Here is a 15721-nt window from a genome sequence, read left to right on the forward strand (position 1 = left end):
ATCAAGAGAGGTGAATTGAAATGAAAGTGAAAGAAGTAGCTGAATTATTTGGTATTAGCATTCGTACACTTCATCATTACGACAAGATTGGTTTATTGACTCCAAGTGAAGTCACAGATAATCGTTATCGGCTCTATTCAGAAGAAAACCTTGAAACATTACAGCAAATACTATTTTTCAGGGAACTTGGATTTCCATTGAAGGAAATCCAAAAGATGATGCACAATTCTTCATTTAATAAGAAAGAAGCATTTATGCTACAAAGAAAAATGTTAATAGAGAAACGAGATAATCTCAATAAAATGATCGGAAATATTGATAAGACGCTACAACATTTAACGGGAGAAACTCAATACACATATAAAGAGAGGTTTGAGAATATGAATATGAAATTTAGTCAATATGAAGAAGAAGCTCGTCACCGTTGGGGAAATCAAGCTGTTGATGAAGTCAGCTCAAAACTAAATCATTTGTCTAAAGATGAACAAATTGAATTATCTGATAGCTGGGATAGCATATTGAATAAACTAGCCTCTCTTCGCAGCCATTCCCCTAAATCCAAAGAGGTGCAAATCGTCATCAAACAATGGTACGACTTTTTAAACGAAAACTTTCGTTATTACTCTCTTGATGCTTTTTACGGTTTAGGTCAACTCTATATTCAAGATGAACGTTTCAAAAAGAATATAGATCGTTATGGTGAGGGCTTGGCATCATTTATGAGCGAAGCGATGAAAGTCTTTACTACTCTTCATAAAAGAGGGAACAGCTTTGAAAATGATGATTGAGAATACAATCGATTAATACGAAACGTTATTCTCAACGAAACACAACAAAGAACATTTTTTCCGACACACCATGATGAAACCTTTTGAAAAGATGTGGAAGATGAAGAGAGGAAATACTAAGAAACTGCGAGCTTTTTTCTAATTAAATATCTTTATAAAGAGGACGTGCTGAGTGATTGAAGTCATGTCCTTTTTTTGCATCTTTAAAAACAACACAAAAAACCTCCTCAAGAAAATGATTAATATGAGGAGGTCTTCATTATACAAATGGTTTTACAGAATGAATCGCTTTAACTCTTAACACTCTTCAGGCGTACCGGTATTCGTTGCTGTTCTGAAAGAAGAACCGCACCCGCATGATGCGATGGCGTTTGGATTGTCAATCGTGAAACCGCCGCCCATTAGTGATTGTTTGAAATCAATGATGGTTCCGTTCATGATATCAAGGCTTTCGGAGTCGACAAGGACATTGATGCCGTGCTGCTCGAACTGCGTGTCTTTCTCTGAGACTTCATGGTCAAAGCCCATGCCGTACGAAAGACCGCTGCAGCCGCCGCCTTTTACGCCCACTCGCAGGAACGCATTTTCTTCTTCATGTTCTTTCATCATATCTTTAATCTGCAGTGCAGCAGCTTCTGTAATGGTTACTGGTGTACTCATGATCATCCCTCCTTTTGACTGGATGTTTCTTTTTCAATTATAAACGTGATGATGCCTTTTCTCAAATAAATGGTTTAGAGATAAAATGTCCCGTCACAAATGGTCTCCGCAGGTCCTGTCATAAGCACGTGGTCATTGTCTTTCCAGCGAATGATGAGGTCTCCGCCTGCTAAATGAACTGTCATGTCTGTTTCTTTTTTCGCCTTCCCATTCACAATCGTGGATACAGCCGCAGCACAAGCCCCTGTTCCGCAGGCCTGTGTAATGCCTGAGCCTCTTTCCCACACACGAAAATGCAGTTCGGTTTCACTGACAACTTCAACAAATTCTACATTAACGCCTTCTGGAAACATATCGTGTTTTTCAATGATCGGCCCAAGTGTATGAAGAGGTGCTTTTTCAATGTCTTCTAAATAAAAAACGATGTGCGGATTTCCCATTGAAACGGCTGTTCCATTTAAATTTGCAGTGCCAAAATCAAGCGGCTCATTTATTGTTGTGCTGGCCGGTTCACCAAGCATCGGCATCGCTTCTTTTTCAAAACGTGGTTTTCCCATATCTACTGTGACTAGCTGAACATGACCATCCTGAGCGTGAACGGTAGCTTCAACGAGTCCTGACAATGTCTCAATCTGGAACGTTGTGTCCGTCACAATTTGATGCTCATACACATACTTTGCAACGCAGCGCAGCCCATTACCGCAGTTTTTGCCCTCTGATCCATCATTGTTGAAAATGCGCATCTTCACAGGTGCAACATCTGATGGGCAAATCAGGATCATCCCGTCAGAACCGATTCCTGTATAAACAGAAGAAACGCGAATCGCTATTTCTGATAGCTGCTCTTCTGGAAGCTGTTCCTTCATCTGATTAACGTAAATATAATTATTTCCTAATCCGTGCATTTTCGTGAATTGAAATGATGTCATGAGCTTCCTCCAAAAATGTTGTTTCTTTATAGTATAAAAGGAGTCGATTCAGGAGACAATCTTATCATCCCCCGTTTTTCATACATAGAAGCTCTTTGCTGCCATGGCAAAGGGCTTTTATTATGCATATGCCTCTTTTTCTCTCGTGTGATGTTTCATATTGATGATATTTTATTAGCATAACATATTGAATACGCTTTCCATTCATTCTCCTTAAAAATGGAAGGTGGAAGAGTGAAAAAAATGCACCTCATGACCCATGTGGTGCATTTAAAACATGTCGTTTTCCTCTATAAAAGCATAAATACGCTCGACTAGCTGCTCTGCATTTTCTCCTGAAACAAATTCTCCATTCACAAGTGCAAATGGGGAGTCCATACATTTGCCGCAATAGCTTAAACAGCCGTATTCCATTACGTCTAGGTTTGGGTCTTTTTCAAGCTTCTCTTTTGCTTCTTGAGACCCTTGTGCAAGATTACTTACACAAAATTCGATCAGTGGAAACACTGTGCTTCACCTCACATTGCCTTACCATCCTACCGAAATTCCTTGTATTAGTCAAAATATGAGCTTCATCTGTATCGTTACGCCTATTCCTCGTAAAATGTTTTACTATTTAGGACTAACTGATGAATATGTAGGTTATTTTGAAACAATTATTGTGGTTTCACAGTAAATTCGATATAATTTTATTTGGTATTTTAACTTAAAGTTTTTTAGTATAAGTGTTTTTCAATGTCTACGGGGAAAAGGAGAATCGTCATGAAAAATTTAGTCTTGATCGGCGGAGGTTACGGGAATATGCGGGTTCTCCACCGCTTATTGCCAAATCAATTACCTGATGATGTCACTATCACATTAATTGATCGAAATCCTTACCACTGTTTAAAAACAGAATATTATGCACTTGCTGCTGGAACGATCTCTGATCATCACATTCGAGTATCTTTTCCAGAGCATCCGAAGCTGGATATTCAATACGGGGAAGTAGAAAAAATTGATATTGAAAACAAACAGATCTTATTCAGCGACCGTGAACCGATTCCGTATGATGATACGGTGATTGGACTCGGCTGTGAGGACAAGTATCATAATGTCCCTGGTGCAAAAGAACATACATACAGCATTCAAACCATTGATCAGTCAAGACATGCGTATAACAAATTAAACAATTTGAGCGCAGGTGCAACGGTTGGCATCGTCGGTGCTGGACTTAGCGGGGTAGAGCTGGCCAGTGAACTAAGAGAAAGCCGTGCTGATTTAAACATTATTCTTTTTGACCGCGGAGAGTTGATACTATCAAGCTTCCCAAAAAGATTAAGTTTGTATGTGCAAAAGTGGTTTGAAGAAAATGACGTAAAGATCATTAACTGTGCCAATATTACAAAGGTTGAAGAAGGTGTCGTTTACAACCATGATGACGCAATTGAAGCAGATGTCATCGTGTGGACAGCAGGAATACAGCCAAGCAAAGTGGTACGAGAGATGGATGTTGAAAAAGACGCACAAGGCCGCGTCGTATTAACTCCTCATCATAATCTTCCAGGGGATGAGCATGTATATGTCGTAGGTGACTGCGCAAGTCTGCCTCATGCCCCAAGTGCACAGCTTGCTGAGGCGCAGGCAGAACAAATTGTCCAATCTCTGCAAAAACGCTGGAAAAATGAGCCGCTTCCTGAGGCTTATCCACAGTTTAAGCTAAAAGGTGTTTTAGGTTCTTTAGGGAAAAAAGCCGGCTTTGGCTTAGTGGCTGATCGTCCACTTGTTGGTCGGGTGCCAAGACTCCTGAAATCTGGACTCCTTTGGATGTACAAGCATCACAACGGCTAAAATCATGTGAATTTTTTCTCAAAGCTCCTTCGTGACGAGGGAGCTTTTTTCTATGAAACGGCATGTGCCGATGAGTTGGTCCATTTGATCGGAGCAAGGGCAAGAATGCAGTCTTTACGAAAAGTTCTCATCGTCTTCTTCGATAAACAATACGCTTGGATAAGCTGATCCGTTTGACGGTGTACAATGATTTTTCTCTTTGTGCACTCTCCGTTTTTCTTCATATAAATCATCTCAATCGGTACTTGCTGATGAAGAGATTGTTTCAGTAAATAATTCATGATGCTCACGCTCCTTTCATTTCATTATAAACGAACAAACGTTCTTTTTCAATACAAAAAGGAACGTTTGTTCGTTTTATTCTTCAAAAAAAGAACAGCTTATTCACTGCTCTCCTTGTACCCGTATTTCTCCATTTCTTGATAAATGTCTTTTAATTTCGGATTGCCCTCTCCAACGATTTGATCCTCTACTAAGACAAGTGGATAAAAGAATTCATCATCAAGAATTCGTTCAGACAATTCCTTTTGTTGTTCGTTTTCTGGCGGGTGCTCAATATCAATATATGTGATGCGAAATGGCTGATTCGGATATTTTCGTTTTAATGCTGCATCTAACCATTCAAATGTATCTTTTGAAGAAGGCAGATTCACGCAGCTAGCGCACAGTACATCTCTTCCATATACATAAAGATCGACAGTTTTGTTCATTTGACAAGCCCCCTATTCTTTCTTCATTTTAGCTGAATTTTCTGGATGAAAAAAGTCAAAATCACTTTTTGTTTCAAGATGAGATTGTGCTATAATGAAAAGGAAACTTTGAAACCAATCAATAGATTTTTATCGTCCAGATGAATATAATGGTGATATGTTGTGAAAGGAGCGATTATATCTAATGACTGAAGTCGAAATGAAAGACCAAGTACAGGAAGTACTGGACAAACTTCGTCCATTTCTATTACGTGATGGTGGAGACTGTGAGCTTGTAGACATTGAAGATGGCATTGTGAAATTACGTCTTCTTGGTGCATGCGGCAGCTGCCCAAGTTCAACCATTACATTGAAAGCCGGTATTGAGCGCGCATTATTAGAAGAAGTGCCTGGCGTTGTAGAAGTTGAACAGGTTTTCTAATTCATATATGACATGAAAACGACCCAATTAGGGTCGTTTTTTTCATGATTGACAAAGGCTTTAGCCCTTTGTCTTCTTTTCAGCGTGATATGAAAACCCTTGAAGTCTAGGAAGGACGAGTACTGGCGCGGAGCGAATTTTCTATTCGTGAGCACCAGCACGCAGGACTGACACCGAATGCGAGGGTTTGTCAGCACGCTGAAGCGGCCCGATTAGGATCGTTTTTTTACGCTAGCTTTTCTCTAAACCATTCCTTTATAAAGGTCAGTCTTTGAATACGCTGCCCCGGGTGGCCGCTTCTGGATAAATCATGAGATGCCTTCGGGAATTTGACCAATCTTGTGTCTTTCCCAAGCTCCTTCAATGCCACAAAAAGCTGTTCTGCTTGATCAACTGGGCAGCGATAATCTTCATCGCTGTGCAGGATGAGAAGCGGCGTGTTCATCTGCTTCACATATTTTAGCGGTGAACGATCCCATAGCTTATCGACAGAATCATAAATATCCCCATCAATCTGCCACCTTGTAAAGAAATAACCGATATCACTGATGCCATAAAAGCTAATCCAGTTTGAAATGGAGCGCTGTGTGACAGCTGCACGGAAGCGGTCGGTCTGACCGACAATCCAGTTGGTCATAAAACCGCCATAGCTCCCGCCAGTCACGCCGAGTCTTGTTTCATCAAGGAAATCATAGGCTTTGAGCACATGATCAACAGCTTGCATAACATCGTCATAATCAACGTCACCATAACTTCCTCTTACACGGTCGGTAAACATCTGTCCGTATCCATGACTTCCGTGCGGATTGATATACACGATGGCATAGCCCTCAGAAGCAAGCATTTGAAATTCATGAAAATACGTATAACCATACATCGCATGCGGTCCGCCATGAACCTCTAGAATGAGCGGATATTTCTCCCCCTCCTCCATCTTGGAAGGCTTCATAAACCAGCCATGCACCTCGTCGCCATCTTTTGACTGAAAAGAAAATGGTTCAGGTTCGGATACGACATACTCCTTTAGAAAATCATGATGCTCAAACGTGATTTGTTTTAGTTCTGTCTCCCCTAATGTCAGCTCATACAGCTCACTTGGTGAAACAGGTGAAAGCTGGCTGAGCAGCAGTTTGGTTTCATCTGGATGAAGGCTGAAATTGGTGATATGTTCCGCCTCTAGTCGAACTGGATAGGCTAAACCTTCTATAGAGAAATAATAAATCCCTGTACTACCTTGATCAGAAACAAGCGTATAAAATCCTTGGCTGTCTTTTGTCCACTGTGGAACCTGATAGGCCTCTCCCATCACGCTATCTCCTGCCATACAGTTTCCAACATACATATCGAGCATTTCTGACAGCTGAACCGCCTTGTCTTCTTTCAGATCATACAGCCATAATGATGGGAAGGTGGCATTTTGAAATTCACGCTCATGTCCAATATACAAAAGACTCTCTCCATTTGGAGAAAAAGATACGGTGGAATAAGCGCCGTTTGCTTGTGTGATCTTTTTTGTCTGACCATCTTCTAATGACAGAAGACACACGTCACTTATGTAAGGTATCTGTGGATTTAATTGAATAAAGGCAAGCCATTTTCCACACGGGGAAACGGTATGATTCATATGATGAACCTGCTCGCTCGTGACAGGCTCTACCTCTCCTGAACGGATATCCACTTTCACGATCTGTGTGACACGCCCATCTAGAAAGCCTCTTCCATCTGCTTTATAGGTCAAATCATCATATACCGCTGGAGCAAATTCATCTTGCTCTTCCTTTTTTTCATCATGAACAGATTCTGATTGTTTCAATGACACAGCCGCATAAATGAATGCTCCGTCGGGAGAAAAGACAGGGTGAGATACTCCGTATGGAATCTTCGTTAAAGTACGTACGCCGCCTCCTTCGCTCTTTATGAGTGCGAGCTGAGGGACTTCCTTTGGCTTTTGCAAAATAAAAGCAAGCTGCCTGCCGTCCTTTGACCAAACTGGCTGATGATGCTTTCCATCCTCAAATGTCCATTGTGCCAGCTCCTCTGTCTCTTCATCTCGAACCCATAAGTGGATGTTGTAATCGTCCTTTTTCTCATTCACAGTGACTTTTGTAAAGACTGCCTTTTTTCCATCTGGTGAATAAACCGGATGAGAAACGGAAACAATCTTCGTTAAATCTTCTGCCGTCATCAATTTCTTCATGAATGTATCTCCCCCTTATATGCATAAAAAATAGTTCGATCCTCTAAATAATAATCCCTGCTTCTTCCCATAAAAACAAGCATAAAAAAGAACGTGCAGATTCACAGCACGTTCTCAGATTGCTGAAAAAGGGCTAAAATGATCTTTATTTTAGCTCTTTTTCTTCTTTTCAGCGTGATTGAAAACCCTTGAAGTCTAGGAAGAACGAGCACTGGCGCGGAGCGAATTGAACATTCGTGAGCACCAGCGCGCAGGACTGACAAAGAATGCGAGGGTTTGTCTACACGCTGGGAACGTGCAGATTCACAGCACGTTCTTTACTTGATTAACAGGATGATGCTGCACGACAACACCTTCTACAGGTACCGTCAGCAAATCGACTTCGCAATGCGGGAAGTTTTGGGCAAGCTGTTCTTTCAGTGCTTCTCCCTTCCCTTTTTCCACTAAGGTGAGGATCGTCGGCCCAGCACCGCTCAAAGCTGTTCCATACGCTCCTTTGAGCGAAGCGACATGCTCTACCTTCGACAGCTCTGGAACGAGCATTGTTCGGTAAGGCTGATGAAATAAATCCTTATTCATCATTTCTCCAACAAGCGGCCAGTTTTGCGTCATTAAAGCGGCAACAAGGACGTTGCTTACAGCACTCGCACTAACAGCATGCTTATAGGAAAAATCCTCTGGCAGGACATCACGGGCATCCTTTGTGAGCACTTCATAAAAAGGAATCACCACGACGACATCTACATCCACATGCTGCACTTTAACGGCATGGGTTTTGTCTTCTTCATGAAGACCAATCAGTAAACCACCGAATAAAGAGGCACCCGCATTATCTGGATGACCTTCTACCTCACTTGCATAAAAGAGCTTCTGATCATCTGTCATATTTAATTCAAGAAGCTGATTGGCGAGTTCAATGGCGGCAACGATGGCAGCAGCACTGCTGCCAAGCCCCCGTGCCAATGGAATATCACTCCACACTTTGACATGAACAGGCGGGAGTGTTTTTCCAAAGTCATCTGCGACCTTTTTGGCTGTTTGATAAATCAGGTTGTCGGTGCCTGATGGAATTCCAGCTACGACATCTGTTTCTGCTTCAAACAGCCAGCTATCATGGTCATAGACCGATAGCTTTAAATAGCGGCTGAGTGCCATTCCAACTGAATCAAAGCCTGGTCCTAAATTGGCAGTGCTTCCCGGTACTGTGATTGAAAAAAGCATGGAGGCTTCACTCATACGCGTGCGGCCTTTTCTAGGTGTTCAAGAATTTGATCTTCATCTGCATCGAGTGTGACCGGCTTAATTTGCGAAATATCGATCGCCGTATTTGGATCTTTCAGTCCGTTGCCTGTTAGTACCGCAACAACTTTACTGCCTGGCTTGATTTCACCAGATTTCACCTGCTTTAACACGCCCGCAATCGATGCACATGAGCCCGGTTCTGCAAACACACCTTCTTCACGTGCGATCAATTGATACGCATGAAGAATTTCCTCATCAGTCACTTCATCAATCTTTCCGTTTGATTCATCTGCGGCTGCCACAGCTTGTTTCCAGCTCGCTGGATTTCCGATACGGATAGCCGTTGCCACTGTTTCTGGCTGCTCAATCACTTCATTTCGAACGATTGCCGCTGCACCTTCTGCTTCAAAACCACGCATGACAGGCAGTCCAGTTCCTTTTTTCTCGTGATATTCCTTGAAGCCTTTCCAGTAGGCTGTGATGTTTCCGGCATTTCCAACAGGAATCGCCAGTACGTCCGGGGCAGAGCCTAGCTGCTCACAGATTTCAAATGCTGCTGTCTTTTGTCCTTCAATTCGATAAGGATTGACCGAGTTAACAAGAGCGATCGGCGCTTTTTCACAGATACTGCGGACGATTTTCAGTGCATCATCAAAGTTGCCGTCAATGGCAATGATCTCTGCACCGTACATGACAGCCTGTGCAAGCTTACCGAAGGCAATTTTCCCGTCTGGAATGATGACAATACATTTCATATCAGCACGGGCTGCATATGCCGCTGCTGCTGCAGAGGTATTCCCTGTTGAAGCGCACATGATTGTATCATTGCCTTCTTCTTTTGCCTTTGCAACGGCCATGACCATTCCTCGATCCTTGAAAGAACCTGTTGGATTCACTCCTTCTGTTTTCACATGAAGCTCGATCCCCAGCTTTTCTGAAAGCTTGGCGAGATGAATCAGCGGTGTATTCCCTTCATTTAATGTTAGTTTAGGTGTAGATTCGTTTACTGGTAAGAATTCTTGAAATTCTTCAATGAGTCCATTCCATTTCATCAGCTTAAACCGTTCCCTTCTACTCGGTACGTGCTCTTCACTTGAACCACCACGTCGAGGTCGTTTAATTTTTGCAGGATATTTGAGAAATCTTCTTCTGAGGTCTGATGTGTAATAATCACAATTTCAGCCAGCTCATCGTGTCCTTTCACAGGAAGCTGAAGGATCTTTTCAAAGCTGATGCCTCTTTCAGAAAAAATAGATGTAATGCGGGAGAATGCCCCGACTTGATCTCTGACATGAATTCTTAAGAATTGCTGAGCAAATACTTCTGATGACGATTTGATCTTCTTCTCAAACTGCGGTGCGATAAATCCGCTTCCGTTCACGCCAAGGCGCATGTTTTTCATTACTGCGACTAAGTCTGATACAACAGCTGTTGCCGTTGGCAGACTTCCTGCTCCAGGTCCGTAAAACATCGTTTCTCCTACAGCACTTCCGTAGACATACACCGCATTAAATTCATTGTTAACGGATGATAATGGATGATGATCAGGAAGTAAGGTTGGCTGAACGCTGACCTCTACTTTCTCTCCGTCCCGCTGAGCAATTCCAATCAGCTTCATTGTATAGCCAAACCGCTTACTGAAATTAATATCCTCATCAGAGATATCAGAAATACCTTTCACCTTGACGTCCTCTAAATCTACATTCATAGAAAAGCCGAGTCTTGCAAGAATCGCCATTTTCCTTGCTGCATCCAGTCCTTCTACATCAGCTGTTGGATCTGCTTCTGCAAAGCCAAGATCCTGTGCTTCTTTCAAGACATCCTCATATGCACTTTTATCGACATTCATTTTCGTTAAAATAAAATTCGTTGTACCGTTCACAATCCCCATCATCTTGGTGATTCGGTCAGAGGCGAGCCCTTCCTCAAGCGTACGCAGAATCGGAATTCCTCCGGCAACACTTGCTTCATAATAAAGATCACAGCCATTTTCTTTCGCTACATGTAAAAGCTCCGTACCGTAAAGCGCCATTAAATCTTTATTAGCTGTAATGACATGCTTCTTCTCATTCAACGCATCTATTAAATATTGTTTTGTCTCTTCAATGCCGCCCATCACTTCAATAATGACGTCAACCTCTGGATCTCTAATCACATCGTATACTTCAGTTGTGAAGACCTCTCTTGCGACATCCACATCTCTTTTTTTATCGGGATTGCTCACAAGCACTTTTTGTATTAATACCGGACAGCCGATTTGGTGCATTAATTTATCCTGATGGTCTTGGATAATTTTTACGACACCGCTCCCCACTGTTCCTAATCCTAATAGCCCAACTCGAATTGCCTTCACCTGAAATTCCACCTTTCTCCGTAAATGTCCTCTCTAAAAAGACATTTGTTAACCTTACACAGACATTCAATGTACACACATTATAAAGGGGTATCCTCATTTTGACAAGGTAATAAAATAAGAGATTGTCAGAATGAAACCGCTTAACAGCTATTTATATCAAGATTCTATATTTTCAAAATATTTTTGTCAGAAAAGCTCCCGAACACCGGGAAGCTTTATATTATGAACGAACCGGCGTTTTGGCTGGCTTGTCTTGTAAGACAAGTGCAATATTCTCAGCACATAAACGCATCATTGTTTTTCTCGTTTCGACACTAGCACTTCCAATATGAGGGAGGACTGTGACGTTAGGTAATGTCGTTAATGGATGAGATGGACTGACAGGCTCTTGTCTAAATACATCTAGACCTGCGCCGGCAATTTTTCCTGTCGTGACAGCCTCGTATAAAGCATCCTCATCCACAGTCTGTCCTCTTGATACGTTAATGAAATAAGCAGAGTTCTTCATCAGATCAAATGCTTGTTCATTAAACATGCCTTTTGTTTCTAGGGTTAATGGCGTCAGACAGACGATGAAATCAGACTGTTTGAGCAGCTCCTCAAAAGCCGCATAGGTCACGCCGAGCTGCGCTTCTGCCTCGGGCTTTCTGGAACGATTATGATAAAGGACATTCATATTAAAGCCTTTGGCCCGATTGGCAAGTGCTGTTCCAATGCTGCCCATTCCGACAATCCCGAGCGTTTTGTGATGAACATCCGCACCGGCAAGAAGAAGCGGCCCCCAGCCTGTCCAATTTCCATCCTTAATCCAATCACTCGCCTCAACAATGCGTCTAGCTGACGCCATCAGTAGGGCAAAGGCTAAATCAGCCGTCGATTCTGTTAAGACATCTGGTGTATGACATACGGTGATTTCGCGCTTTTTGGCTGCTTCAACATCAATATTGTCATAGCCAACAGCAAGGTTTGCGACCACCTTGACATTAGGGGCCTTTGATAAAAGGGGCTCATCTATTTGATCTGACAGCATGGTGAGAAGCGCATCCGCTTTAGCAGCCTGTGTTTCTAACTCTTCTCTTGGACACGGCTCATCCTCGCTCGGCCACATCTCAACATGAGCGACTTCTTTTAATGGTGTAAGTGATGCTTCATCAAGCTTTCTTGTGATATAGACATAAGGTTTCGTCAAGAAGAACACTCCTTTAATCGATTTCTTTAAGCATAACGAAAAACGTCTCAAGAGAAAAGAGACGTTTCGTCTGTTCACTGAAACTTCAAATCAGCTGCAGGCTGAATCCAGCCAATAGCCGGAATGGGGCTACCACCGCTTCGCATGGCGCTCATTTCTTGAAAAACCTTTAGAAAGTATTCATAACGATTGGCATCATTTAAAACGTAATCTAACCTCTCTTCATAATATGCTTTTTCATTTTCTCCAGACATGTAGTAGCCCTCTACAATTTCAAAATAATGAAGCGGGAACAGCAGACGGCTGTATAATAAACGCTTTGAAAAGGAGGAAAGAGGTGTCACCTGTTCATATTGCTGAAGAAAGGAAAAGCCCTCTTCAATTAAATCTTCCTTATGCTGCACAAAAGTCTCTCTTAAGTATTCGGCAATATCGCGGGTTGGATGATCAAAGACCCAATCCACAGGTATACGAAGCGGCTGCTCATGCGGCCATGTCATACGTGAAAAGCGCTGATGACAGACAGTGCCTGAGTCACCTTCTTTCGGTTCATCATCGAGCTCAGTATCGACTAAATATTGAATGGCATTCTCCGTTAATCCAAGATAATACGGAAACGATTCAATGAATTTTTGTTCAAACCGTTCCAGCGGTTTTTGATGCATTTGCTGCATCCAAAAGCCTTCGAGCTGATCTAATCGTTTTGCCCACAATTCCTTCCAGGCACCGACACGTTTTGTTTCGGATACTTCATATGGAAAGCCTCTTCCCCTAACATGAAAGGCCGCCAGCTCTGATGCTTGCTGAAACGAGCGGCTTGAGATCGGAGGCGCTGCTTTTAATAAAGCGTACTGCTCCTTCCCATGAGTAAAGGTGGGCTTTTCTTCATTTGTTAATTCAAACACAGCGACGTATGGGTCTCCAGCATTCAGTAAATACTGACTGATATGATACATCTCTGCGAGTTCTTCTTCTCGCAAATGAGACACAGGAACAATAAGAAAGAGAGCCTCCGCCGTTTGAAAGCTCTGATAACTGCCATATGGCATAAACTGACGAACATCAATACCAAATGTGTGATAAATGGTTTCTTTCATGTTTTCACCTGCGTTCCTATGATCAATCTCTTATCATATCGTAGTCGCAGGTTGAGGGATTTATGAATACTATTTACTATCCGAAGCTTTTTACACGTTGTGGACAAATTAAGAGGATTGGGTGAGGAATACATGCGGCATCATCATGAGATGAACGAAGTAGAAAAAACAGCAAGACGCCGTTTACAAGAACGAGGCGTAACCATTCAAGATATAGCAGACCTTGTCTACTTTTTACAGGAAAAATATCATCCTGGCTTAGACATGACAGAGTGCATCCACAATGTGGAGCGTGTCATCGCAAAACGTGAAGTCCAAAATGCGATTTTAACGGGCGTCGAACTAGACGTACTCGCCGAGCAAAAGAAGCTGACTGAGCCGCTTCAATCAATACTTGAAACGGACGAAAGCCTGTATGGCGTTGATGAAATTTTATCCTTTGCTATCGTCAATATTTATGGTTCGATCGGCTTTACGAATTACGGATATATCGATAAAGAAAAACCGGGAATTCTCGGAAAACTCAACGATAAATCCACAGGCGAATGCCACACCTTTTTAGATGACATCGTCGGCGCTATTGCTGCTGCCGCATCAAGCAGGCTGGCACATAGTGCGAGAAATGCAGAATAAAGAAAAAGAGGACGCGCGCGTAACGCTTGTCCTCTTTTTTTATGATAATCGCTCAATCCACTCGGATAATGAATCAATGACATAGGTTGGCTGCTTTTCATACTGCTGAAGCAGCTCTTTTGTTGTCACACCTGTATGGACGAGTAATGTGTCCATCCCTGCATTCATTCCTGCCATAATATCCGTATCATAGTTATCACCCACCATGAGCGTCTCAGACACATCTGTTCCAAGCACACGCATCGCTTGTTCCATAATAATGGATTCTGGCTTTCCGATAAATGTCGGCTGAACTGTTGTTGTCACGGTCAGTACAGATGTTAATGAACCGTTCCCTGGCAAAAGCCCTCTTTCTGTTGGGATAGCAATATCTCCATTTGTTGAGACAAATTGTGCGCCTTGACGGATGGCAATCGCACCTACTGCTAATTTTTCATATGTAATGCCCCGATCAATTCCAACAACAACAAAATCTGCGTCTTCCTGACCAAACGTCAGCCCTTTTTCTTCAATCGCCTGCTTGATTCCTTCTTCACCGATCACGTAAACTGACGCATCTTTCTTTTGCTCAGCAATATAATTGGCCGTCGCCATACTTGTTGTGAAAACTTGTTCTTCTGTGGCTGGAATATCGAAGGAAACGAGTTTTTCCGCTACCTGCTTTGGCGTGCGTGATGAGTTATTCGTGACAAACAAGTAAGGGATGTTCAACTCATTTAACTTCTGAACAAATTGACCTGCTTCTTCGATCTTTTCTGTTCCTTTATACATTGTCCCGTCTAAATCAATTAAATAGCCTTTGTATTTCATGATGCCCACAACTCCAATGGTTTATTTAAACGCTGATACTGGGCCAAGCTCCTGCTCCAAGTAGGTACGGATGCGGCTTGGAAAGACCTCTAGCGCCTGCTCTACTTCGCTGATGACCTGCAATAAGTCATGATGATCCACTTCCTGATATTGCTGCACAAGTGTTTTGCGGGATGAGACAAGCTTTTTCAGCTGACTGCCTTCACCTTCTGGTACGACCTTTTCATCAACAAGGATATCCATGATGTCATCATAGCTTCCTGGGTCACGCATAATAAAGCCATCAATCATGTCATTTCCAGTATCAAGAATACATTCGACGAGCAAATGAACAATTCGTTCCAGTGCTTTTTTTTCTAAAGGGCTTGTCCATGTTTGATGACTTTGCATCAACTCATATTGCTCCTCGAAAAAACGTAATGTCTCTTCAATCTTTTTTCTGTCTACGAAATACATTATGACGCTCCCCTTTGCGTTATTTTCTGATTCGTTTTAAGACAAAATAGGCACAGCCAAAATTACAGTATTCATAAATGTATTCATCGAGTGTGCTGATTTTAGTATCAAATGTGGCCTTTTGGTTTTGGTCATCAAAGAACCCTTTCAGCCTGAGCTGATTATAGCCCCAGTCCCCCACAATATAATCATACTTATTTAAAATATCTGAGTACCTTGCTTTAAACGCTTCTTCATTAAAGCCGTCTTTGATATCTCTTACAAGATCAAAGGTAGCATTCTGAATGACGATCATCTTCTCACCTCTTTTTAAACGATCCATCTTTAATGATAATTCATTGGAAGAACTCCATCAATTGCTAAAGCATGTTTTTTCCGATTTAGCCGAAGCTAAAGGAAAAAG

The 15721-nt window shown here is 42.2% G+C and carries 17 protein-coding genes and 1 pseudogene; 4 read left to right on the forward strand and 14 right to left on the reverse strand.

Annotation, left to right across the window (positions count from 1 at the left end; genetic code table 11):
* Nucleotides 1-20: 20 nt before the first annotated feature.
* Entirely contained in the window at nucleotides 21-788 is a 768-nt protein-coding gene (locus tag MHI46_RS15270) for a MerR family transcriptional regulator (protein WP_212042215.1), read from the forward strand.
* Nucleotides 789-1085: 297 nt separating this feature from the next.
* Here MHI46_RS15270 and MHI46_RS15275 read toward each other — a convergent pair whose 3' ends face one another.
* From MHI46_RS15275 to MHI46_RS15285, 3 genes are all read right to left on the reverse strand, one after another.
* Nucleotides 1086-1448: an iron-sulfur cluster assembly accessory protein gene (locus MHI46_RS15275; RefSeq protein WP_024423354.1), complete on the reverse strand. Its 363-nt coding sequence runs from the start codon at nucleotides 1446-1448 to the stop codon at nucleotides 1086-1088.
* Between the two features lie 74 nt (nucleotides 1449-1522).
* Nucleotides 1523-2377 carry a diaminopimelate epimerase gene (gene dapF / locus MHI46_RS15280; RefSeq protein ID WP_039181179.1) on the reverse strand — a complete coding sequence of 285 codons (855 nt, stop codon included), beginning with the start codon at nucleotides 2375-2377 and terminating at the stop codon, nucleotides 1523-1525.
* Nucleotides 2378-2647: 270 nt separating this feature from the next.
* Entirely contained in the window at nucleotides 2648-2884 is a 237-nt protein-coding gene (locus MHI46_RS15285) for a YuzB family protein (protein ID WP_008346813.1), read from the reverse strand.
* Nucleotides 2885-3139: 255 nt separating this feature from the next.
* Between MHI46_RS15285 and MHI46_RS15290 the strand changes: the two genes are divergently transcribed.
* Nucleotides 3140-4207 (forward strand): NAD(P)/FAD-dependent oxidoreductase, encoded by a 1068-nt coding sequence (locus MHI46_RS15290; RefSeq protein ID WP_034282611.1) that lies wholly within the window; start codon nucleotides 3140-3142, stop codon nucleotides 4205-4207.
* Nucleotides 4208-4257: 50 nt separating this feature from the next.
* On the opposite strand, the gene MHI46_RS15295 is transcribed toward MHI46_RS15290, so the two are convergent.
* Together MHI46_RS15295 and MHI46_RS15300 are read right to left on the reverse strand one after the other, a co-directional pair.
* Nucleotides 4258-4488, reverse strand: a complete 231-nt coding sequence (locus MHI46_RS15295; protein WP_039181181.1) for a hypothetical protein — start codon at nucleotides 4486-4488, stop codon at nucleotides 4258-4260.
* A gap of 99 nt (nucleotides 4489-4587) precedes the next feature.
* Nucleotides 4588-4917, reverse strand: a complete 330-nt coding sequence (locus MHI46_RS15300; RefSeq protein WP_034282615.1) for a YuzD family protein — start codon at nucleotides 4915-4917, stop codon at nucleotides 4588-4590.
* A 121-nt stretch (nucleotides 4918-5038) separates the two neighbouring features.
* Here MHI46_RS15300 and MHI46_RS15305 point away from each other — a divergent pair.
* Nucleotides 5039-5338, forward strand: a pseudogene (locus tag MHI46_RS15305) (NifU family protein).
* A gap of 226 nt (nucleotides 5339-5564) precedes the next feature.
* Here MHI46_RS15305 and MHI46_RS15310 read toward each other — a convergent pair.
* The 6 genes from MHI46_RS15310 to yutH form a co-directional block, all read right to left on the reverse strand.
* Complete coding sequence (locus MHI46_RS15310) at nucleotides 5565-7535, reverse strand: S9 family peptidase (RefSeq protein WP_342502912.1); 1971 nt, start codon at nucleotides 7533-7535, stop codon at nucleotides 5565-5567.
* A 303-nt stretch (nucleotides 7536-7838) separates the two neighbouring features.
* Nucleotides 7839-8771 carry a homoserine kinase gene (thrB, locus tag MHI46_RS15315; protein ID WP_058838100.1) on the reverse strand — a complete coding sequence of 311 codons (933 nt, stop codon included), beginning with the start codon at nucleotides 8769-8771 and terminating at the stop codon, nucleotides 7839-7841.
* Complete coding sequence (gene thrC / locus MHI46_RS15320; RefSeq protein ID WP_024423361.1) at nucleotides 8768-9829, reverse strand: threonine synthase; 1062 nt, start codon at nucleotides 9827-9829, stop codon at nucleotides 8768-8770. Before thrC ends, thrB begins: the two co-directional genes overlap by 4 nt.
* On the reverse strand, nucleotides 9829-11130 hold the full coding sequence (locus tag MHI46_RS15325; RefSeq protein WP_047202460.1) for a homoserine dehydrogenase: 1302 nt from the start codon (nucleotides 11128-11130) through the stop codon (nucleotides 9829-9831). Before MHI46_RS15325 ends, thrC begins: the two co-directional genes overlap by 1 nt.
* Before the next feature lie 223 nt (nucleotides 11131-11353).
* Nucleotides 11354-12322: a D-glycerate dehydrogenase gene (locus MHI46_RS15330; protein WP_342502913.1), complete on the reverse strand. Its 969-nt coding sequence runs from the start codon at nucleotides 12320-12322 to the stop codon at nucleotides 11354-11356.
* 74 nt (nucleotides 12323-12396) lie between these two features.
* Nucleotides 12397-13419, reverse strand: a complete 1023-nt coding sequence (gene yutH, locus MHI46_RS15335) for a spore coat putative kinase YutH (protein ID WP_059375953.1) — start codon at nucleotides 13417-13419, stop codon at nucleotides 12397-12399.
* 132 nt (nucleotides 13420-13551) lie between these two features.
* On the opposite strand from yutH, the gene MHI46_RS15340 reads away from it, so the two are divergent.
* Entirely contained in the window at nucleotides 13552-14052 is a 501-nt protein-coding gene (locus tag MHI46_RS15340; RefSeq protein ID WP_341084394.1) for a phosphatidylglycerophosphatase A, read from the forward strand.
* Nucleotides 14053-14091: 39 nt separating this feature from the next.
* On the opposite strand, the gene MHI46_RS15345 is transcribed toward MHI46_RS15340, so the two are convergent.
* From MHI46_RS15345 to MHI46_RS15355, 3 genes are read right to left on the reverse strand one after another with little or no spacing between them, the layout of a single operon-like run.
* Nucleotides 14092-14865, reverse strand: coding sequence for a TIGR01457 family HAD-type hydrolase (locus MHI46_RS15345; RefSeq protein WP_099663641.1), 774 nt, complete (start codon nucleotides 14863-14865; stop codon nucleotides 14092-14094).
* Nucleotides 14866-14883: 18 nt separating this feature from the next.
* Nucleotides 14884-15318 (reverse strand): DUF86 domain-containing protein, encoded by a 435-nt coding sequence (locus MHI46_RS15350; protein WP_039181197.1) that lies wholly within the window; start codon nucleotides 15316-15318, stop codon nucleotides 14884-14886.
* 19 nt (nucleotides 15319-15337) lie between these two features.
* Nucleotides 15338-15613, reverse strand: coding sequence for a YutD family protein (locus MHI46_RS15355; protein ID WP_039181199.1), 276 nt, complete (start codon nucleotides 15611-15613; stop codon nucleotides 15338-15340).
* Nucleotides 15614-15721: the final 108 nt, after the last annotated feature.

Origin of the sequence: Bacillus sp. FSL K6-1000 (assembly GCF_038630785.1) — a bacterium.
Taxonomy (GTDB): Bacteria; Bacillota; Bacilli; order Bacillales; family Bacillaceae; genus Bacillus; species Bacillus safensis.